Origin of the sequence: Altererythrobacter lutimaris (assembly GCF_013371495.1) — a bacterium.
Taxonomy (GTDB): Bacteria; Pseudomonadota; Alphaproteobacteria; order Sphingomonadales; family Sphingomonadaceae; genus Erythrobacter; species Erythrobacter lutimaris_A.
On the sequence record NZ_JABWTA010000001.1, the window covers coordinates 2505412 to 2527081 of the forward strand.

At 57.2% G+C, this 21670-nt stretch carries 16 protein-coding genes and 1 tRNA gene; 11 read left to right on the forward strand and 6 right to left on the reverse strand.

Annotated features, from left to right (window positions below; genetic code table 11):
- Positions 1–7 precede the first annotated feature (7 nt).
- Positions 8–1465, reverse strand: coding sequence for a serine hydrolase domain-containing protein (locus HUO12_RS12200; protein ID WP_176273855.1), 1458 nt, complete (start codon positions 1463–1465; stop codon positions 8–10).
- Positions 1466–1567: 102 nt separating this feature from the next.
- Positions 1568–2113: a peptide-methionine (S)-S-oxide reductase MsrA gene (gene msrA / locus HUO12_RS12205; protein ID WP_176273856.1), complete on the reverse strand. Its 546-nt coding sequence runs from the start codon at positions 2111–2113 to the stop codon at positions 1568–1570.
- A gap of 135 nt (positions 2114–2248) precedes the next feature.
- Between msrA and HUO12_RS12210 the strand changes: the two genes are divergently transcribed.
- From HUO12_RS12210 to HUO12_RS12230, 5 genes are all read left to right on the forward strand, one after another.
- Complete coding sequence (locus HUO12_RS12210; protein WP_176273857.1) at positions 2249–3106, forward strand: class I SAM-dependent methyltransferase; 858 nt, start codon at positions 2249–2251, stop codon at positions 3104–3106.
- 37 nt (positions 3107–3143) lie between these two features.
- On the forward strand, positions 3144–4010 hold the full coding sequence (gene aguB / locus HUO12_RS12215; protein WP_176273858.1) for an N-carbamoylputrescine amidase: 867 nt from the start codon (positions 3144–3146) through the stop codon (positions 4008–4010).
- Positions 4007–4552 carry a 2-amino-4-hydroxy-6-hydroxymethyldihydropteridine diphosphokinase gene (gene folK / locus HUO12_RS12220; RefSeq protein WP_176273859.1) on the forward strand — a complete coding sequence of 182 codons (546 nt, stop codon included), beginning with the start codon at positions 4007–4009 and terminating at the stop codon, positions 4550–4552. Before aguB ends, folK begins: the two co-directional genes overlap by 4 nt.
- 51 nt (positions 4553–4603) lie before the next feature.
- Positions 4604–4679: transfer RNA gene (locus HUO12_RS12225), tRNA-Lys, on the forward strand.
- Positions 4680–4755: 76 nt separating this feature from the next.
- Positions 4756–6162 (forward strand): flavin monoamine oxidase family protein, encoded by a 1407-nt coding sequence (locus HUO12_RS12230; protein WP_176273860.1) that lies wholly within the window; start codon positions 4756–4758, stop codon positions 6160–6162.
- A gap of 1 nt (position 6163) precedes the next feature.
- On the opposite strand, the gene HUO12_RS12235 is transcribed toward HUO12_RS12230, so the two are convergent.
- The gene (locus tag HUO12_RS12235; RefSeq protein ID WP_176273861.1) at positions 6164–6850 is read right to left on the reverse strand and encodes a queuosine precursor transporter; all 687 of its coding nucleotides are present in this window, start codon (positions 6848–6850) and stop codon (positions 6164–6166) included.
- Between the two features lie 153 nt (positions 6851–7003).
- On the opposite strand from HUO12_RS12235, the gene HUO12_RS12240 reads away from it, so the two are divergent.
- The 3 genes from HUO12_RS12240 (at position 7004) to HUO12_RS12250 (ending at position 12740) form a co-directional block, all read left to right on the forward strand.
- Positions 7004–8254 carry a NupC/NupG family nucleoside CNT transporter gene (locus tag HUO12_RS12240; protein ID WP_176273862.1) on the forward strand — a complete coding sequence of 417 codons (1251 nt, stop codon included), beginning with the start codon at positions 7004–7006 and terminating at the stop codon, positions 8252–8254.
- A gap of 29 nt (positions 8255–8283) precedes the next feature.
- Positions 8284–9225: an isopenicillin N synthase family dioxygenase gene (locus HUO12_RS12245; RefSeq protein WP_176273863.1), complete on the forward strand. Its 942-nt coding sequence runs from the start codon at positions 8284–8286 to the stop codon at positions 9223–9225.
- A gap of 257 nt (positions 9226–9482) precedes the next feature.
- Entirely contained in the window at positions 9483–12740 is a 3258-nt protein-coding gene (locus tag HUO12_RS12250) for a TonB-dependent receptor (protein ID WP_176273864.1), read from the forward strand.
- 79 nt (positions 12741–12819) lie between these two features.
- Here the strand turns inward: HUO12_RS12250 and HUO12_RS12255 are convergent, their stop codons facing one another.
- Entirely contained in the window at positions 12820–15675 is a 2856-nt protein-coding gene (locus HUO12_RS12255; protein WP_176273865.1) for an ATP-binding protein, read from the reverse strand.
- An 86-nt stretch (positions 15676–15761) separates the two neighbouring features.
- Here HUO12_RS12255 and HUO12_RS12260 point away from each other — a divergent pair, with 86 nt between their 5' ends.
- The 3 genes from HUO12_RS12260 to HUO12_RS12270 are packed head-to-tail and all read left to right on the forward strand — an operon-like array spanning position 15762 to position 18434.
- The gene (locus tag HUO12_RS12260) at positions 15762–16487 is read left to right on the forward strand and encodes an energy transducer TonB (RefSeq protein WP_176273866.1); all 726 of its coding nucleotides are present in this window, start codon (positions 15762–15764) and stop codon (positions 16485–16487) included.
- A gap of 43 nt (positions 16488–16530) precedes the next feature.
- A complete protein-coding gene (locus HUO12_RS12265; protein ID WP_232367392.1) occupies positions 16531–17586 on the forward strand; it encodes a mannose-1-phosphate guanylyltransferase in 1056 nt (351 codons plus the stop codon).
- Positions 17583–18434, forward strand: a complete 852-nt coding sequence (locus HUO12_RS12270; protein WP_176273867.1) for a class I mannose-6-phosphate isomerase — start codon at positions 17583–17585, stop codon at positions 18432–18434. Before HUO12_RS12265 ends, HUO12_RS12270 begins: the two co-directional genes overlap by 4 nt.
- An 8-nt stretch (positions 18435–18442) precedes the next feature.
- On the opposite strand, the gene HUO12_RS12275 is transcribed toward HUO12_RS12270, so the two are convergent.
- Together HUO12_RS12275 and HUO12_RS12280 are read right to left on the reverse strand one after the other, a co-directional pair.
- Entirely contained in the window at positions 18443–21037 is a 2595-nt protein-coding gene (locus HUO12_RS12275; protein WP_176273868.1) for an HWE histidine kinase domain-containing protein, read from the reverse strand.
- Positions 21034–21648: a biliverdin-producing heme oxygenase gene (locus tag HUO12_RS12280; RefSeq protein WP_176273869.1), complete on the reverse strand. Its 615-nt coding sequence runs from the start codon at positions 21646–21648 to the stop codon at positions 21034–21036. The genes HUO12_RS12275 and HUO12_RS12280 overlap by 4 nt, the downstream gene beginning before the upstream one ends.
- Between the last annotated feature and the right edge of the window lie 22 nt (positions 21649–21670).

Sequence of the window (21670 nt, forward strand, 5' to 3'; positions counted from 1 at the left end):
CTGATTTCTAATTCTTGAGGAAGGTCGATCCTTGCAGCGAAACGCGTGATGGGATCTTCGAATGATCGCAGGTCACAGTGATCCCCAGATTTGGGTAGATAAACTCACCATCGCCAAGATGGACCAGCCCATAGTCTCCATCCTTGTTGCGCAACACAGCTTTCCCGTCTTGCTGTAGCAAGTTGATGGTACTCGCTGGCTCGTCTTGGTTGGAGAATTCGCCCAGGCATGATTGAGCGACTTTTTCACTCATGGCCTTCCGGACGACCGTGCGAGCTACAGGATCGTCATAACCCAGATTTGCGCCAAAGCCGCGATTGCTTTCTGTCGCCAGCTGGATGCCATCGGGGTGGTTGGTCATCACGACTGAAACGGCGCGATCTTTTGGAAAAGCGCTGAAACTGGCGCGATATCCAGTGTTGCTGCCATGGTGCTCAAAGGACTCAACGGTACCGTCTTCAGCCATCAGAATTCCGAGACCCAAGCCATACCCGCGCGAGCGTCCCGTATCGCCGACAACAGTCAGCATATCTTTTGCAACTGATGTCGGAAGGCCGGTGTTTGTTTCGCCACCCGCAGCCTCCATAACAGCCACGATGAACTTTCCGTAGTCTTCAGCGGTGGTCCAAAGCCCTGCTGCTGCAAGTTCAGGGAAGTTGTGCCAACCACCTTCAACTGCCCCGCTGCGTTCAAATCCTTCAACCGGGAAAAGCGGCGCGACCGCTTGTGGATCGAGCGCGATGATGAATGCACTACGTTCCATGCCAACAGGATCGAGAACCAGATCTTTGGCCAAATCACCAAACGACTTGTTTGAAACATCTTCCGCGAAGGCCTGGGCGATTTGATAGCCGCCCCCTGAATAATACCACTTGCCTTCTTCCTGTGTGAATTCGACGGGCTTGGAGTTTGTTGCGTCAGAGCCGAAAATGACGTCCACATTCGATGGAATGGGGTCGGTGCGAGGGTATCCGGCAAAGCCCCCGACATCGCTTTGCGACGTGTGAGAGAGGAGCTCGCGGAGCGTGACAGGCGCTTGGTAACCCTTCACGGACGTCAGATCGAAGCTGGTGATATATGGGGCAATGTCTTCATCCAGGCTGACGCCTTCGCGCTCAGCCAGAATGGCGATGGTGGCAGCCGCCACGGCCTTGGAAAGCGACGCGCTCTGGAACAGGCTATCAGGGCCAATATCTTCGCCTACAAATTCCTGATGGATCAGCTCACCATCCTTGAAAAGCGCATATCCAGCAGCCGGAATCCCAAGCTCCTTGGCATATTGTTCAAGAGAAGCATAAGAGAGTGGTGCACCCTCTACAGCTATGCGCGGAGCTGGATTGTAAGCGATGGCCGCAAGGCGAGCCTGCTCCGCTTCCCCGTCACTATCGGAGCTATTTGTGCAAGCTGTCGCAAGAGCGGCAAGCGGCAGGATTTTCAGATGCTTGAGAATTGGAACCTCCTCCAAGAGTGAGACCCAGCGTATATTGATTACACATGTAGTCAATATAGTATTTCAAGCTCGAACAGGCCCACAGCGTGGCCTATCGAATGACTGGCGACTGCTTTGCTACGCCTTGACCTTGTCCTGAAAGCTCTTGCGAAGCTTCATCAGCTTGGGCGGGATCACAGCGAGGCAGTAGGGGTTCCGCTGGCCTTCTCCTTCCCAGTATTCCTGATGGTAGTCTTCTGCCGGGAACCATGTCGCTGCAAGGCCACCTTCAGTACCTTCAATGGTCGTGACTGCCTCTTGCCCGGGATGTTCGCCATTCCAGCGCGCGATGGCTGCCTCAGCCTCGGTCTTTTGCGCGTCATCAAGCGGGAAGATCGCACTGCGATATTGCGTACCGACATCGTTGCCCTGGCGATTGAGCTGCGTCGGATCATGCGTGCCGAGAAACACATCGTAGATCTCAGCCAGTGAAATGACAGCTGGGTCGAAGGTCACGCGAATGCCTTCGGCATGGCCAGTGCCGCCAGTGCAGACCTGCTTATATGACGGGTTCTCGATTGTGCCGCCGATATAACCGCTTTCCACTTCGGAAACGCCGACGACATCGCGGAACACAGCTTCAGTGCACCAGAAACAGCCGCCAGCTATGATAGCCTTTTCCATCACGAAATCCTCGCCATTTGCAGAAACTCCTTGCTCGCTTGTCAGTTAGGTATTGTGCGAGCGCTTGTCATCTGCCTGCGCTCAACTATTGCTGATATTTGCAACTCTGCGCATCCCCCATGGAGAGGACCTGACATGAAAAAGCCCCTTATTGCCCTTGCTGCCTTGGCTCTCGCTGCCCCCGTTGCTCCGGCGTTCGCCGATGATCATGGCGACCATTCCGCCGCACCCAAGCTTGAAGACGTGCTTGCGCATGAGCGCCGCGATGGTGACCGCGCGCGCGATCAGTATCGCAACCCGGCTGAGACGCTCGCATTCTTCGGTATCGAGCCAACTATGACAGTGATTGAATGGGGGCCGGGCGGGCGCTGGTATACCCGTGTCCTCGCGCCGTATTTGATGCCTGCTGGCAAGTATATCGCAGTCAATGCAGACAGCGATGCACGCGAATACAGCAACCGTGCTCAGGAAGCGCGCTCCAAAGGCTGGACGGAAAACTTCAAGAACACCGTTGCTGAGAATATGGGCATTGAAGCGGATGCAGTCCACGCGTTTGAAATCGACGAAGTGCCGGAAGAGCTTAATGGAACAGTCGATCGTGTCGTGATCTTCCGGTCCATGCACGGCCTGCACCACAATAGCCTTGCGGATGGCGTCCTGCGCACGCTTCGTCCGCTGCTGAAGGATGATGGCATGATCGGTGTCGTCCAGCACCGTGCGCCCGATGGCGCAAGCTATGACGATTACGGTGCGCGCCAGCGCGGCTACATGCGCACAGAAGACGTCATCGCGACATTCGAAGCGGCTGGCTTCGAGCTGGCTGGCAGTTCTGAAATCAACGCGAATCCCAATGACCCGGCGGATTGGGAAGGCGGCGTATGGACGCTTCCTCCGATGCTGAGCTTTGGCCGTCAGAGCGAAGAAGAACAGGTCAAGCATCGCGCGATCGGCGAAAGCGACCGCATGACGCTTCTGTTCAAGAAAGCGGACTGACTTTTCAGTTTCTGAAACTGGGCTTAAAGGGCGGCACATGAGAGAGATCACTGTTGCCGCCCTTCAGCTGCCGCTTGGCAGCGATGACGAGGCTGAGAACATCGCCGCGGTCAGCGAGCTGGTCGAACAGGCGGCCGCGCGCGGAGCAGAGCTGATCCTACCGCCCGAACTTTTCTCAGGGCCTTATTTTTGCAAGACCGAAGATGAAGCGCTGTTTGCGCTTGCTCGTCCGACACTGGAGCATCCCTCGGTCATCGCCATGCGCAAGCTTGCGGCGAGACTGAAAGTGACCATCCCGACGAGCTTCTTCGAACGCGACGGACATCACTATTACAACACGCTCGCGATGATCGATCCGCGCGGCGAGGTCACAGGCACTTACCGCAAGAGCCACATTCCCGATGGGCCGGGCTATGAGGAGAAGTTCTATTTCCGCCCGGGCAATGACGGGTTCAAGGTCTGGGACATTGCGCTGCGGGAAGGCGGCTCTGCCAAGATCGGCGTCGGCATTTGCTGGGACCAATGGTATCCCGAATGCGCCCGCGTGATGGCATTGATGGGCGCAGAGATGCTCCTCTATCCGACCGCAATTGGCTCTGAGCCCTATGATGCGGATCTGGACACCAGCCGTATGTGGCAACGCGCCATGCAAGGCCATGCGGTCTCCAATTGTATGCCGGTGATCGCTGCAAACCGGATTGGCGAAGAACAAGGCCAGGCCTTTTACGGACATTCCTTCATCACCAATGAATGGGGCGACAAGGTAGTAGAATTCGGCAAGGAAGAAGACGGCATCCTCGTTGCAACACTCGATCTCGATCAAGCCGCGACGCACCGCGCAGGCATGGGCTTCTTTCGCGATCGGCGTCCGCAGCTTTATGGCCGCATCGCAGAAGACACATGAGCACGGCAGCTGAGCTAGCGGACCCAGCTGGTGATCTGGCGGCAAAGGTGTCGCATCGTTATGTGCTCGCGTTCGGCTCCAATATGCGTGTCGCGGGTATCGGGAGCCCTAGCGAGGTGATCAAAGCAGCGATCGAGGACTTAGAGGACCTCGGGCTCTGGTTTCACAGCGTCTCCCCTTTCATTCGCAGCGCTGCCGTCGGTCCATCGAGCCGCGAGTATACGAACGCAGTGGCACTGGTTGAGACCTACCGTACGCCTGCCAGCATGTTGCTGCTCGCCCGCGCGGTTGAAGATGGCCTGCGCCGCAAGCGCCGCGGTCAGCTCTGGAAAGCGCGGACAATCGACATTGATATTGTGCTGTGGGATGGCGGAATTTTCGTGATCGAAGACTTGGCAATCCCGCATCCGCGCTTCCGCGAGCGGGACTTTGTTCTGGGCCCTGCCAAAACGGTGGCTGCTGACTGGCATGACCCGGTGACCGGACTTTCTTTAGCACAGCTGTTTGCACGCTTGACCCGCCCGCGCGGTGTCACTAGGTGAGCCGTCTCGCGCATGCGCCGACATAGAGTCTTGTGCGAGCCCACAAAGTGGGGGCCCTTAGCTCAGTCGGTAGAGCAACTGACTTTTAATCAGTAGGTCGCAGGTTCGACCCCTGCAGGGCTCACCACCTTTCCCAATCAGTCTTTCCTTGACCTAGGGGCGCTCAGCGGGCGATCTTGAGCGACGTCTGAGGAGGACCCGCAATGATTACCCGTCGCTCCGCATTAAAGGGCAGTGCAGCAGCTATTCTCGCAGGGGCTGCGCCGCGCATGGCATGGGCGGCGACGCAGGATGAAGTGGTCATCATTGGTGCGGGCTTTGCGGGGCTTGCCGCGGCGAGAATGCTTGAGTTTTCAGGTGCTAAAGTCACGGTTCTGGAAGCGCGCGACAGAATAGGCGGGCGCGCGCACACGCTCGACGATTTGCCCGGTGCGCCAGAAGCAGGCGGCATCCAGATCGGCAGCGGCTATACAAGGCTGCGCGCTGCTGCTGACGCATTGGGCATAGAGCTAGTCACAGGTGGCGGAGCGGGCGCTGGCATCGCAGATCTGCCCGGCAATGCCTACGCGATCGCAGGCGATGCGGCGATTGCCCCTGATGCCTGGCCCACTAGCTTAGCCAACAAGTTGGAAGAGCCGCTTCGCCAGACAGAGCCTGCGGCGCTCTTGCGGACTTATATGCGCGGCTTGTCGCAACTTTCCTCTCCAGCAGCGTGGATGAATGCCCCGCAAGAGCTCGACATTTCCTTGCGTACGGCATTGGCAAATGCGGGTGCGGATGAGCAAGCGCTGCGTCTGATGGAAGCGAATTTCAACGGGAACACACTTGCTGGAACCTCGCAGCTCAATGCCTTGCGCAGCGCAGCGATCTACCGCAGCCAGCCGGGCCCGATATACACCGTCAAAGGCGGGACGCAGCGGTTGCCGGAAGCCATGGCGGCATCGCTCAAGGGGCCAGTGCGCACAGGTGTGAAGATCACTGCCATTCGCGAAGAAGCTGACCGAGTGGTCTTGGAGACTTCCGCGGGCACAATAAAGGCACGGCAGGTGCTCTGCACCATACCGTTTGCAGCATTGCGCCAGATCAAGCTTGAAACTCCATTGATGCCTCCGGCTGCGAGGATGATCGCAGAGCTTCCATACACCCGCGCGAGCTTTGCCTTCATTCAAGCTAAGACACCATTCTGGCGCGAGGACGGATTGCCCGCGACGACCTGGACCGATGATCCTTTGCTTGGCCGTGTTTTCGTTCTTGGCGACAGCCCTCCCATGTTGAAGCTTTGGACGACCGGGGCAGGGGCAGACATGCTGGACCGATTGCCGCGCGAGACGGCGAAAGCGATGATTGTGGAGCGGCTCACTCAAGCGCGTCCATCTTCGCAAGGTCAGATAGAAGACATTGCGTTCTATAGTTGGCAGCGCTCGCCATTCAGCGCAGGCATCTACCACCATATCGGGACTGGCATGGCGAGCGATCTCGCGGCAACTGTCCGGCGCGCAGGCCGACGCTTGCACTTTGCAGGCGAGCATCTCGCGCGCGCTAGCACAGGGATGGAAGCAGCGTTCGAAAGCGGCGAGCGCGCTGCGGCTGTGGTAGCCGCTTCGCTCTAGTTCAAAGCGGTTTCTGGTCGAGCCAACGCGCGAGTTTGACGCCGCCGGTGATCAGGAATGGCACCAAGACAATGCTCAATGTCACCTTCGCGATCACCTGACCAATCAGCAGATCCGTAATGTCGAACTCGCCGTAGAATGCGAGCGTAACAAAAATCACAGAGTCAATTGCCTGGCTCAAGGCCGACGCGATCGCGCCGCGCACCATCAAACCGAATGTGTCCGCTTCACCGTCTCCGCGAAGGCGCGAGAAAATCCACACATTGAGCAGCAGGGAAACGATGTAAGCAGCGGGTCCGGCCAGCATGATCCGCGGTGTCTGCGAAAGCACGGTTTCGAAGGCGGCCAGATCGCCTGTACGAAATTCCAGCATTTCCGGTGAGGCAGGTAGGATATTGACGAGGCCAATGAGTGCAGCGGAGATGCACAGAGGCACAAAGCCCCACCAAACCAGGCGCTTCGCCATGCTCTCTCCATAGAGCTGCGCGATTGTGCTGCTGATCACGACCAGCATCAGGAACGCGAAAATTCCCGCTTCAACTGCGAGCTGTGTGGGCCAAAGCTGGACTTGTTTGAAAGCCAGTACGCCTGCAATCACAGTCATGCCGCCATACAGCAGCAGATAGACAAACAATCCGCGCGGCATTGTCATGCCCGCGACCGTATCCGTTTCTTCGCTTGCGTTCATCCGCAAGGCCTATGCGCGAGCGGTTGAAAAGGGAAGATGTCGCGTCTGACAGCCTGTGGGAAGCGTGTGCTATCAGGCTTTCAGAATTTGACTGACGCGCGACAAAAGGCGAGACGCTGCCATTCCATCGATTCTGGCCGCTGAAGGGGTCTCATGCCGCCATTTCTCATAAATATTGCCGGGATACTCGTAATCCTCGCTATCGCTTTCCTGCTTTCAACGGGCAAGAAACGGATCAAGTTGCGCGTTGTTGGCGCGGCCTTTGCGTTGCAGGCGCTCATCGCCTTGCTCGTTTTGCGTACGTCTTTCGGGGTGGGCGTGATCGAGTTCATGTCCGACGGAGTGATCGCGTTGCTCAGCTACTCCGTTGCCGGGATCGAGACGATTTTCGGACCCATGGACAGCAATCCCTTTGCAAGCACGTTTCTGATCGCGGCTTTGCCGGTTATCGTGTTCTTCGCAGCGCTTGTGTCGATCCTTTACTATCTGCAAATCATGCAACGGTTGGTGCGCTGGGTTGGCGGGGCAATCGGGTGGATTACCGGCATCAGCAAAGTCGAGGCGCTGGGCAGCGCTGCCAATATCTTCGTGGGTCAATCGGAGAGCCCGCTGGTTGTGCGACCCTATCTGGCGGCTTTACCGCCAAGCCGCCTGTTCACGCTCATGTGCGTTGGCATGGCGGGTGTCGCGGGCACCATTCTTGCCGCTTATGCTGCTTTCCTCGGCAATGACGCAGTTCCGTATTTGCTCGCTGCCGCGTTCATGTCTGCGCCTGGCGGTATCCTGATGGCGAAAATCATCATGCCGGATGACCCGGAAGAAGCCGCTGAACACGACAAGCTGATGGCTGATGTCGCGGTGTCTGAAACCTTCGAGGACGGCCATAACCCTGCAAACATTATCGAAGCGGCAGCCCAAGGTACGCAAACCGGTGTAAAGCTGGCTGTAGCGGTTGGCGCCATGGTCATGGTGTTTGTCGCGCTTGTAGCGCTTGCGAACGGCATTCTTGGCGGAATTGGCGGCTGGTTCGGGTATCCTGATGTCTCATTCCAGCAATTGCTCGGTTATGTCTTTGCGCCGGTCATGTTCCTGATCGGCATCCCGTGGGCAGATGCGGGTGCTGCCGGAGGCCTGTTCGGCACGAAGATCGTGCTCAACGAATTCGTCGCATTCATCGATCTGGGCCAGATGGAGGGTCTGTCTGAAAGGAGCCGTGCGGTCGTCACCTTCGCCCTTTGCGGATTTGCGAATTTCTCCTCGATCGCGATCCAGATGGCTGTGACCGGAGGGCTTGCGCCAAATCAAAGACCCGTAATCGCAAAGCTGGGATTGCGGGCTCTGGCTGCTGGCAGTCTCGCCAATTTGATGAGCGCGGCGCTGGCAGGCCTGTTTCTGCCTTACTAAGATCATCTTGCCTGACTAAAGTGACCGATATGACTGAGTCTCAAAACAACATCGCGGTTGTGAGCCTTGCCCAGCCGCTTGAAACCATCGCTGACGAGCTGGGCCGTAGCTTTGCCGAGTTTGGCTTCGCGGTCGTGCGCGACCACGGCATCCCCCAGGATCTGATCGAACAGGCAGAAGCCAAGTCGAAGGAGTTCTTCGCACTGCCGGAGGATGTGAAGCGCAGCTATCACAAGCCCGGCATTGGCGGGTCGCGTGGATATACCCCGTTTGGGACGGAAAAAGCCAAGGACGCGCAGATCTTCGACTTGAAGGAATTCTGGCACGTGGGCCGCTCTTTGCCAGAAGGGCATCCTCTAGCTGAGTTTATGGCGCCCAATATGTGGCCCGATGAAGTTGAAGGCTTTCGCGAGACATTCAGCACGCTCTATGCAGCGTTCGAAACAGCGGGCTTGCGGGTCCTTGAAGCAATCGCTTTGCATCTGGGGCTAAATCAGCAGTATTTCGCATCGACTGTCGAAGACGGCAATTCGGTGATGCGACTGCTCCATTATCCGCCGCTTGGCGAAGACGCACCTGATGGTGCAATCCGAGCCGCAGCGCATGGCGATATCAATACGATCACACTGCTACTGGGCGCTGAAGAAGCAGGGCTTGAACTGCTGACCAGGCAAGGAAACTGGAAGGCTGTGGACGTGCCGGAAGGTGCGCTCGTCATCAATGTCGGTGACATGCTCGACCGGCTTACGAATAGCCGTCTGCGCTCGACCACTCACCGGGTTGTAAATCCGCATGGCGCTGCGAAAACACGCTCGCGCTATTCGATGCCTTTCTTCCTGCATTTCCGTCCTGACTATGTGATCGAGACTTTGGAAAGCTGCGTCGAAAAAGGGCGCGAATCGGAGGCGCCTGAGCCTATTTCCAGCCATGAATTTCTTCAGCAACGGCTGCGAGAGATCAATCTGGCTTAGGTCAGCGGGAAAAGGTTACAAGCCTCTCCTGTTTTTTGGAGTCTGTTGCGTTGCAGCAACATGGTGCTCAACACCGCGGATTCCCGTAGCTACAGCACGGCCTGCATAGGCTTGATACCAACTGCTCTGGTGCAAAGCTGTGGTTTTTCACATTTCTGTCACAAAACCGCCTTTTGGCTGTCTCGGAATCTCCCTAGGCGGGGAGCATCACGGAATTTCGTTCTCTCTCCATTCATGTGATCAAGGGACAGACCAACATGAAAATCAAATATCTTCTTGCAGCGAGCGCAGTCAGCCTCACTGCGGCAGCGACTTTTGCAGCGCCGGCTGCAGCACAGGAAGTGACTTCTTCGGTTCAGGGTGTTGTGACCACTGAGGCAGGTGAGCCTGTTGGCGGTGCAAGCGTAACGATTACTGACACCCGTACAGGTCGCACCTCGACAGTAACGACTTCAAGTTCAGGCGGCTTTACCTTCCGCAGCCTGGAAGTTGGTGGCCCTTTCACAGTTTCAGCAAATGCGGCTGGTTATCAGGGTGAGCGCGTCGAAGGTATCTTCGCGACGCTTGGTGATACAACCTCACTGCGCTTCGAATTGGCTGACACGAATGAGGCCATGGACGAGATCATCGTTTCTGCGACAGCGATCGTAACCACGCCGCGCGCGCTTGGCCCGGGTTCTTCCTACGATCTGCAGGTCCTCCAAAGCCAGCCGTCTGCGACACGCGACATTCGTGACATTATCCAGACCGACCCGCGTGTTCTGCTGGATTCGACCTTTCCGGACAGCGCATCAAACCGCGGTACGGTGTCTTGCTTGGGTGCTTCGACCCGCGTCAACTCACTGACGGTTGACGGCGTTCGCCAGGATGATGGTTTTGGCTTGAACGACTCGGGTTTCCCGAGTGAATCCCAGCCGTTCCCGTTCGAAGCGCTCTCGTCAGTTTCTGTCGAGTTTGCTCCATTTGATGTCCAGTACGGCCTGTTCTCAGGCTGTAACATCAACGCCGTTACCAAGTCGGGGACCAACGAGTTCTCTGGCGGTGCTTTTTTCTACTACAACGACGACAGCTTAGTCGGCGATACCGTGAACGGTCGCGACGTGACTATCGCGAGCTTCGATAACAAGAAGTATGGTGCATATCTCGGCGGCCCGATCATCAAGGACAAGCTGTTCTTCCACCTGACCTATGACAAGGAAGAGGGTAGCGAAGGTGTCGATACTGGACCTGCCGGTTCGGGCCTTGGCCGTATAGCCGAAGACGTAACGCTCGATGAAATCGCTCAGGTCCAACAAATCATGCAGGATGTGTATGGTTTTGACGCTGGTGACTTCCTTCCGTCAATTCCCCGTGAAACAGAGCGTATTCTTGCGCGTATTGACGCTAATTTGAGCGACACTCAGCGGGTCGCGTTCAATTACCAGCGTACCCGCGAGAACTTCGTAACCACTCAGAACCTCGATGATCGCGATAGCGAAATTGGTCTGTCTTCAAACTGGTATCAGTCGGGCAACAAGATCGACTCTTATTCGCTGCGCTTGTTCTCTGATTGGTCTGACAACTTCTCGACCGAAGTGCGTGTTTCTCGGATCGAGAACTCCGACCAGCAAGACAGTTTGAATGGCGTCGATTTCCAAGAGTTTGAAATCACAACGCCAAGCGGCGGTGTGATCTTTGTCGGTCCGGACGAGTTCCGTCAGGCCAACGATCTGCGCACTACGACTGACCAAGTCAAAGTTGCGGGCTTCCTCACTGCCGGCAATCACAACTTCACCATCGGTGCTGAGTATGACCGGTTCGATGTGTTCAACCTGTTTATTCAGTCCGGTAATGGCGTTGCTGAGTTCGACAGCTTTGCAGACCTGATCGCGCAAACACCGACCGCATTCCGTGTTCGCGCGCCCGTTTCGGGTGATCGCGATGATGCGACCGCCATCTTCGAGCGCGAAATCTACAGCTTCTACATTCAGGACGAGTGGCTTGCTACGCCTGACCTGACGCTCCAGTTCGGTCTGCGTTATGATTTCTACAATGGCAGTGTGAATCCAGCGCAGAACCCAACGTTCTTGCAGCGGTACGGCTTCACCAACCAGACCGGCTACGACAATCTCGACGCATTGCAGCCACGTTTCGGCTTCCGTTACGATGCGGGCGAGACCTTTGCCGGGAACACCACGTTCCGCGGCGGTGTCGGCATCTTCTCCGGTGGCGACCCGTCCGTGATCTTCTCGAACAGCTACACCAACAATGGTGTAACGCTGGACGATGTCGACGAAGACGATCTGGCTGATGCAGGCATCCCGTTGGTCACCAACGGTTTCAGCCTGCCAACCGGGACAGAAGGCTTGCTTGTGGCAGGTGATGGTGAAGTCAACGCGATTGATCCAAACTTCAATATTCCGACCTTCCTGCGGGCGAACCTGGGTCTCGACCATGAGTTCAACAACGGTTGGCGCTTCATGGTCGATTACCTGTACTCGAAGTCATACGACCCGCTGTTTGTTCAGGATTTGACACTTGCACAGACCGGTACAGCGCCTGATGGCCGTCCGCTCTATCGCCAGGTTGATTTCCTTGACCCCGATTGCGCTACAACTCCGGGAGACTCCGATGAGCTGAGCCCGACATTCTGTGCAAGCCGTCCGACAAGTGATTATCTGCTAACGAACGGCAAGGGTGGTCGCGGTCATGTCATCAGCACCTCGCTCAGCAATCGCTGGAGCCAGGAAGCCGGGCCATTGGGCATCGGGGGTAGCGTGCTGCTCGCCTACAGCTTCCAGGATGTGACGGAAATTCAGCCGCTTACATCGAGCCGCGCAGTGTCGAACTTCGGCAACTTCTCGAAAGCGGATGTGAACAACCCACTGGCTTCGACAGCGAACGCTTCGCGTAAGCATAACGCGGTTTTCCGCTTGAACCTTGAGAAAGATATCTTTGGAGACAACGAGACACAGTTCACGTTCTTCCTGAAGTATCGCACCGGTCAACCGTTCAGCTACAACTATGAAACGTCATCGTTCCCTTGCAGTGATCCTGATGCTGGGCGTAACCCGTTCGGCGACAGCCGCTGCTTTGAAGATCGCGTACTTTTGTATGTTCCGACGCTCAACGACCCGAATGTTGTCTTCGCATCGCCTGACGTCGAGGCCGACTTCAATGCATTCGTCGCTGACTTTGGACTGGAAGAGTTCCGTGGCCAAATTCTTGATCGCAACCAGTTCCGTTCAAGCGATTATTGGGACTTGGACCTTCGCTTCACGCAAGAGCTTCCAGGGTTCTTCGATCGTGACCGTTTCCGTCTGATCCTTGACGTTGAGAATGCCCTCAACCTGATTGACAGCAGCTGGAACACGCTCGAGCAAATCGGCTTTGAGTATAACCTTCCGGTTGTTGACACGACAATCAATGATGCTGGTCAGTACGTGTATGAGCGCGTTCGTTCACCGAACACAGAACGTTTCTCGACCTTCCCATCTGTCTGGCAGATCCAAGTGGGTATCACTTACGACTTCTAATCCTCACCGATTAGGTATCGCAGAAGAGAGCGGCGGGGCTTCAACACGAAGCTCCGCCGTTTTCATTTGCAACGCGGTGTTATTCTTTGTCCGCCGTCTGACCCTTGAGCGATGAGGCCGTACGCGCTGTCTCCAGCAATTGCTTTGCCAGACCTCGCCGCTCACCAGACTGCGCATCGTTCTTGAGTGACCTTTCCAGTTCAGAGGCACATTCGCCGAGCTTCGCTTCGCCAAACATGCCGGCAGTGCCTGCAAGTGTATGGACAAGGTTGGCGAGCGCTTCGGCATCTTCCCCTCTCAGGGCATCGTCTCTCAGAGCAGCGCTCACAGCATCGAGCGTTTCGCGCCGGCGGACTTGCCATTTCTCGACCAAAGAAGGCGAATGCACTGTGCCTGCCGGATCGTTTCCAGGAGCCTGGTGGGCAGAGGGAGTCGCTAGCTCGCTCGTCTCTTCAACAATACGAACGGGTAGCCATCGCTGCAGCGCTTGCACGAGGTCCGCAAACGCCAGCGGTTTGGCGAGATGACCTTGCATGCCCGCTTCGCGTGCCGCAGCTATGTCTTCAGGATAGGCGTTTGCAGTCAGCGCAATAATTGGCAGGTCGCTCGCTCGGATCCCTTCTGCTCTGATGGTACGCGTTGCAAAATATCCATCGCAACCGGGCATCTGGATGTCCATGAGAACGAGATCGAAAGGCGCGCTCTCGCTGAACGCCCCCAACACTGCTTCAATTGCCTCCTCCCCATCGCGCGCAACGGTTACCCGCTGTCCGCAACGCTCCAGCATCGCGGTCACGAGCATCCGGTTTATGTCATGATCTTCGGCCAGCAGGATATGCGCGGGCTGGATAGGAATGTCGGTATGCACGGCGGCCTCCTTCGGTGCGGCAGGCTGAGGCATATCCGGCGCTCTGTCATAGGGTATGCGAAGCATAAAGTGGCTACCAACGCCTGGCGCCGAGGCAACATCGAGCTGACCTTCAAGCAATTCTGCCAGCTGTCGGCTGATCGTCAGGCCGAGCCCTGTCCCGCCAAACCGGCGCGCCGTGTCGCTTTCGGCTTGTTCGAACGGATCGAAGATTGTGGCGAGGCGCTCTTCATCGATTCCGATCCCCGTATCCTCGATTTCGATATTAACAAAATTGTCGCGGATCGAATGCCGCAATGTAATCGATCCGGTTTCAGTAAATTTGACAGCATTGCTCAGGAGATTGAGCAAGATCTGGCGCAGCCGTAAATCGTCGGTGATGATGTAGGGGCCTTGGCGTGCACCTTCGCACGTCAGAGCGAGCCCCTTCTTCTGCGCGCTTGCTTGATGCAGCCGCACACAATCGCGTATCAGCTCGCCCAAATCCGTTGCTTCGCGCTCGATTGTGACATGGCCGGCTTCGATCTTGGCCAAGTCCAGGATGTCATTGAGCAACATCATCATGGAGCGGCCGGACTGGACAATCAGTTTGGCATGATGCTGCTGCTCGGGCGGCAAGCCGGATTCCGACAGAAGCTCTGCGAAACCCAGCACGCCGTTCATGGGTGTTCGGATTTCGTGGCTCATATTGGCGAGGAATTCAGATTTGCCTCGTGCTGCTTCCTCGGCAATCCGGCGGGCGCGGGTGAGCTGCATTTCGAGCTCGACCCGATCGGTCACTTCGCGTGCTGACACCACTATGCCTGTCGCAGGACCCCCCGCCTCTTCGCGCACGACCGCGCAATCAGCTTCGATATAGACGGGGCGGCCTTCTTCATCGTCTTGCTGCCGGCGGAAAACGATGCGTTCCTGTTCGCTTTCCCCTCTCAGCAACCTCTCTTCGACTGCTGTCACCTGGGATTCAGATTCGGGATGCGCGCGCTGCACGCTGATTTGACCTATCAGGTCTTCAGGTTGGCTTCCCAATACTTGCTGAACAGAACGCGAGGCATAGGTACAGCGACGCTCGCGGTCAAAATGAAGGACGGCGTCCGTGATGCTGTCGGTAAGCAGCGAAATCTCGGACTGCTTTGCCGCCAGTTCTTCCAATGCGCGGTCTCGTCCGGCCAGCATGGCGGCAACGGGCAACCCCATCAGGAAAGCCGCTGCGAGATAGACCTGTAAGACGATCAGCTTGATAGTGTCAGACGCATCAAGCGCACTTATGGGTCCCAGTCCTGCAGCGGTAAACTCGATCGCTATGAAGGCTGCGGTGGCTATACCTATTGCCGTGCCTGCCGCCCCTAGCCGGAACGCATGTAGGACAATGATAGGAAGGGCCATGAACAGGACAGGCACTGCGCTCTGACCGAAGATCGCCATCATCGCGATCGCACCGCCGACGAGGATCACGCTCCATTCCGCAAGGCGCTTGCTGTTCGGCTTCGTGAAATCCCGGAGCGCATCGATCAGGATCATCAGACTGGGGGCGATTATAGCCATACCCAAGCCATCGGTTGCCGCCCATTTTGCCCATGTTGCCAAAGGGCCGATCGGCTGATCTTGCAGCGCAAGCATGGCGAGAGTGGCTGCCGACATCGGCGCAATAATCGCAGCTGCCGCAAGAAAGCAGGCCAGGTCGCCAATCTTTTGCATGTCGGGCCTTGGGCCGCACCATGCGCGGGTTAGCGACACTGCCAACTGGATCTCGATGGCATTACAGGCGGCAAGTGAGGCGGCTGAAAACGGTGTATCGCCGCCGACCATATTGGCGATCGAATTGCCGATCCAAAGCGATAGAAGGAAAAGATGCTCCTTTGGAATTGAGAAACGTAGCAGCAGAGCGACAGCGACGGCATTAGGGACCCAAACCGCAGCGATACGGCTGTCCATCCGTGTAAACTCGAGGCTGACCCATGCCAGCCCTCCGAACAGCAGCATACCGCACACGCAGGCGAACAGCACGACGCTGTAGCCGCCTGACCGCGCCCATGCGCGCCAGCTCTGCTCCTTTTCTTGCATGACCATGTTTCTTCTTCCACTTGAGTTTTAGAAAGAAGCTCTACGTTTCGGGCGGCATTGGCCTTCCTTCAAACCTGTCGTAGAGAGATCCTATGGCTCGCAGCTCACGATATGCATCACAGCGCCGTCCGACCCGTTGGGGAGTGATCGCAATACTCGCTTTGCTGCACGTCTTGGCGCTCTACGCGTTTGCGCGGATGCTGGCGCCTGATTTGACTGCATCGGTAGAACGCAGCGTCGTTTCAGCTTTCACGGTGACTATTACGGCGCCCGACGAGCCTATTCCTCCGGAGAACACGCCAGAACCCGATGAAGGTGCACAAGGGGAGGCCGGCGAGCGAGCCGTTCCCAAGCCTGTGACCGCACCAACACCGAAGATCCCTATCAAGCAAGACGATCCGATGCCCCGTGCATCTTCTACCGGTGCAGCAAATACGTCGGGCGCGCGTGATAGTGGTGACGGGACGGGGGCAAGTGGCTCCGGTCTCGGCACAGGAAGTGGCCGGGAAGGTGGCGGTATGGGCGGGGTCGCTGTGACGAAGCCGGTCCATATTGCGGGTGCCATCAACAGTGCGCGTGATTATCCGATCCCAGAAGGCGGACGCAATGCGCGCAAGGGCAGTGAAGTGATCGTTCGGATGATTGTCGGCGTTGATGGACGAGCGCGCAATTGCACCGTCTATCGCGCGAGCCCGTTTCCTGATGCTGACCGGATAACCTGCCAGCTGGTGGAAGAGCGCTTGCGTTTTCGGCCCGCGCAGGATTCACGGGGCAATGCGACACCTGCACCGTTCTATTGGCGGCAGCGCTGGTTTTAATGCTAGGTTTTGACCCCGGGTTGGATTGTAACACTTTCCCGCTATGACGCTGGAGATTATGAGCGAGCCCTTGATCTATCCGGTGATTTTGTGTGGCGGCAGCGGAACACGCCTGTGGCCGCGCAGCAGACGCAGTGCGCCTAAACCCTTTATCCCTTTAGTGGGAGAACGCACGCTGTTTCGTGCGGCGATTGAACGGGCCAGCGATCCGGCGGTTTTTGGTGCGCCGGTAATCGTGGCTGGGGCTGCGCATGTTGGGCTCATCGAAGCGCAATTGCCGGAATCGACAAGCGCGCAGATTGTAGTAGAGCCCGCTGCGAAAAATACAGCGCCTGCCATCGCTTTGGCAGCGGCTGTGCTTGATCCTGATGCAATCATGCTGGTCTGTCCAAGTGATCACCATATTGCCGATGACAATAGCTTTGTCGCGGCCGCAAGGAATGCTGCTCAGCTGGCGCGCGAGGATTGGTTGGTGGCGATCGGCATCGCGCCTGAACGACCTGAGACAGGCTATGGCTATATCAAGCGCGGCGAAGCGCTTGAAGGCGGGCATCAGGTCGCACAGTTCGTGGAGAAACCGGAACTCGCGCGCGCTGAAGCATTCCTCGCGGAAGGAGGATATGCCTGGAATGGTGGGATTTTCGCCTTCCGTGCCGGCGCATTGCTCGATGAATTAGCCGCACATCGCCCGGCGATGGCGGAAGCTGTGAAACTGGCTGTCGCTGAAGGCAAGCGGGATGGGCTGCAATTCCATCCTGATGCTGACAGCTTTCAGGCTATCGAAGGCGACTCTATCGACTATGCCGTAATGGAAAATACTGCTCGTGCAGCTGTCGTTGAAGCGAGCATGGGGTGGTCCGACATCGGCAATTGGGCAGCGCTGCAAGATGCTCTGCCGAAAGACAGCGATGGCAATCATGCGGTTGGTGCAGCCGAGTTCAAGGAAGCTCGCCAAGTGCTCGCGATGAGCGATGGCCCTCGCATTTCTGTTGTCGGTCTCGATGACATCTGTGTGATTGTTGACGGTAATGAAGTGCTGGTGACAAGCCGTGATGGCGCGCAATTGGTTGGTAAGTTGCAAGGCCCGGCTGAAGGATGAGCGCAAGAGGCGCCTTTGAGCCCGGCGCGGGCGGACAGGGTATTCTGCCCACTCGTGCGGTCGAGAAGGTTTGGGGCAGGCGGGAATTGCCTGAACCCTTTGCCAGCGAAGTGCGTGGACGCGTTGCAGAAGGTGAGCCAGTAGGCGAAATCTGGTTTGCATCGCCAGCCGAACTCGATGACATCCTCGTCAAATACCTCTTCACCAGCGACAAGCTGTCTGTCCAGGTCCATCCGTCTGATGTGCAAGCGCATGACGGTGAGGACGGCAAGGAAGAGTGTTGGCTGATCCTTGACGCAGACCCGGATGCCAAACTGGCGATCGGGTTCAAACAGGAGCTTTCAGCGGACGCGATGCGCGAGGCCGCGCTAGATGGCTCTATCGAAGACTTACTGGAATGGCATTCTGTTCAAGCAGGCGATTTTTTCTACCTTCCTGCAGGAACGGTCCATGCCATCGGTGCAGGTATCTCGCTGGTCGAAGTCCAGCAATCAAGCGACACAACGTTCCGCTTGTATGATTATGGTCGCCCGCGCGACCTGCATCTGGAGCGCGCAATTGCGGTAGCCGATCGCGGATCTTATTCAGCTGCGTATCGCTCAAGAGTACCCGATCAGACGTGTGCGCTGGTTGGCGGACCGCATTTTCAGCTAACCCGAATGATTGGATCGCCTGATCCTGCACTCACCGATCAGTTCGCGCGGCCTTGCATGGTGCTGCCTCTGGAAGGCGAGGTCAGCCTGAACGGCAGTCCGGTCTCAGCAGGTAGCTGTGCTTATGCCGGGAGCCTCTCGGCCTTTCGCTTCAGAGAAGAAGCGGTTGCTTTGCTCGTCGCGAGCGCCAGCTAGCTCGAAGCCTAGTCGCTCAAGCCAGGCACTACTCGAAGTATATCGCTGAGATCATAGGGCTTTTGCAGAACGCCCGCTGCGCCCAGTTCCGAGGCCTGCTCGCTTACATCGCCATACCCGGTTGCCAGCACAAACGGGATACCGCGGCCGCGCAGCTCTGAAATGATGGGCTCGCTGGTCTCCGCTCCAAGATTGAAATCGACAAGCGCAAAATCAGGCTTAGCGCTTTCGATCGCTTCGATTGCGCCAGCCACGGTGCTGCAGGTCGAAACTCTATCAATGCCATGGCCGCGCAGGATTTCCGCTGTGTCGAGCGCGATGATCATGCTGTCTTCAACAAGCAGCACATGGTTAGGCTTGAGCGATGATGCATCGCCAGACGAGGCCGCATTTAACGCACCACGCTGAGGGATGCTGACTTCTCCCGCATCGACTGCGAGAAGTGCGCCACCTTCTTCGATATAAGTCGCAGGAATGCGGAAATGCGCTTCTAATCCCGACGGTTTGAAGTCGACTTTCGTCTCGCCTTTCAACTCGAACGGGATCGAGCGTTCGATGATGGTCGAGCCGAAACCGCGCCGTGTAGGCTCCTTCACCGGCGGGCCCCCGATCTCTTTCCAGTCAATAACCAAATCACCGTCATGGCTGCGGGTGAGAGCGATTTCGAGTTCGCCGCGCCGGTCGCACAGGCTGCCATATTTGGCAGAATTGGTGACCATTTCGTGCAAGACGAGCGCGAGAACGGTGTACGCTTGCGGAGATACAAGCACATCTTCGCCGCTTAAACGCAGACGGTCGCTCTTGCCGTTGAGGTAGGCTTTTGCTTCAGCTTCGATCAGCTTGGAAACCGGGGCAGGGGCCCAGTTCTCACGCGTGATGTTCTCATGTGCAGTCGCAAGCGCGCTGATCCTGCCGCGGACGATATCGACAAACTGCGTGACATCGATCGCTTCATGCTTTGACTGGTCCACCAGACTGCGGATCAGATTGAGGATGTTGCGCACGCGGTGATTGAGTTCCGCGATCAGCAGCGATTGCTGCTCTTGTGATTTGCGACGCTCGCGTTCAGCGTCGTCAGTCATCTTGAGGATGATTTCCAGCAGGCTCGTTCTCAGGCCCTCAGCAATCTGCAAATCATCGGAATTCCAGCGCTCGGAATGATTGGAGACACGCTGCTCCCACGCGGCAAAGCTGCTTCGCGGCGTCAGTGTATCGCTGCGTTTGTCTTTGGTGACGGCTTTGTCAGGGTTGCCACCCCACACGACTTTCTGTGGCAGCTCTCGCCGCCAAAGGACGAGATAATCCCTCGGATTGCGCGAGATCGGAATAATGAGAGCGCCCGCCACACGATCGGCAAATGCGCTTGCCGTCGAAATATGCTTCGCAATCGAATCTGACGAAATGATCTTGCCGGGCGGCGAGCCATTAAGCGCAGGCAGCATGGCTTCGAATTCCTCGCGGTCGGGCGCTGCACCACGCGCGCGATAAACGCCGTCGGCAAAGATGGACATGCCGTCATGCGCGATGGTTTCAGTCAGCATTTCGTCGAGCATCGGCAGATTCTCGATAAGCGTGCGCCCTTGTGCCAGCCGCACCATCAGCTGGTCATGCAAGCGTCGGCCTTCCTCGCGGATGGTTTCGCTCTTGCGCAGCAAAGCCCGATCGAGAGCGAGTGAAAACAGTTGCGAGAAAAGCTCTGCAGTGGTGCGGGTCGCAAAAGGCAGCGGCTTCGCGCTGTAATGGTGGCAGGCGAAGAGGCCCCACAACTTCCCTTGATGGACGATGGATATCGATAGAGACGCGCCGACACCCATATTCTTGAGGTATTGAATGTGGATCGGCGAGACCGCGCGTAGTGTGCTCATGGAAAGGTCGAGCGGTTCTGCCCCAAAGCGGCCTTTAGGCAAAATCGCGACCGGCTCTGCTTCAATGTCTGCGATGATCCGGAATCGGTTGCGCAGATAGAGCGCGCGTGCTTGCTCAGGTATATCGGTGCGCGGATAGCGCAGTCCGAGGAAGCTCTCCAATTCTGCCTCGCGCTCTTCCGCGATCACTTCGCCGGTGCCGTCTGCATGGAAACGATAGACCATAACCCTGTCGTACCCGAGGATGCTCTTCAGCTTGGCAGCGCCGATCCGGCATATCTTCAGAAGGTCATGCGTCGTTTCGAGCTGCGATGTTAGCGGGCCGAGCAAGTCGAACGGGCGTTCCTGCCCCGCGCTCGTCGAATGCGGTTCGAAATCGATGACGATTGTGGAGCCGGTGCGATGAATGGCGCAGTCAAACAGAAGGTCATTCACGAGTTCGACGGCGAAAATGCGTTCGACTGAATCGTCCGTTTCGAGCGCGAAGAGGCTCGACTTGATCCGCTCCAGAGCTGATGGCCGTAGGACCTTATCAAGACCCGCTCCCAAACGGATGATTGATTTCCCTGCCGCATCATCGGCAAATCCGAGCATGTCGGAGGCATTGTCCGAGTGATAAGCGATCGTCCAATCAAGGTTCGCCGCAAGCAGGCCTCCAAAGGGCTGAATGTAATTGAGGATATGGATCGGCTCGCGATCACAATCGGTCAGCTCATAGCGGCGAGGACCTTCACTCATGCGGCAGCCTCAAGCTGGCTGGTCTCCGCAGCGCGCAGGAAATGTGCAAAGACGGCATTGGCCCCTCGGCATGATGCTTGCGCTTTCTCACGGCTGCATGTCGAGTTGAGGACTGGCAAAAGGCTTTTCCAGAAGCGGTGCATGGACTGATCGGTCAGAAAGCTCTGCGGCAAGTGAGCACAAGAGCTCGAGGCAGCGACCTGACGTTGGATCATGGCATTGCCAAGCGAGGAGCCAGCAAGTGCCCAAACTGCTCCAAGGGGGTCGGCACCCTGTGGCAAATCGAACGTGCCGATGGGTGCCGCCGCACTTGCCTCCATTGCGGCAAGATCTTGCTCCAGCAGATGTGACTGACGAGGCGGCTGAAATTCTGTCGGACAGCGCTCCGCGATCCAGAGCTCAATCGGCGCGCGCGCAGCATGCTGCACTTGCAGGAATTGCGTATACCCAGCCGCGCTCGTCCAGCCACCATGCGACATCACAGCATCAAGCCGATCATGCGCTGCACGCGTGCTTGCGCGAAGAATATCGCGCAGCTTGGTCTGGGTTTGCTGATAGCTGATAGTTCGCCCGCTCCCTCTGCTCCAATGGTTCGCATTCGCTCGACGCAATAACCAAGCGCTCAGAGAGCAC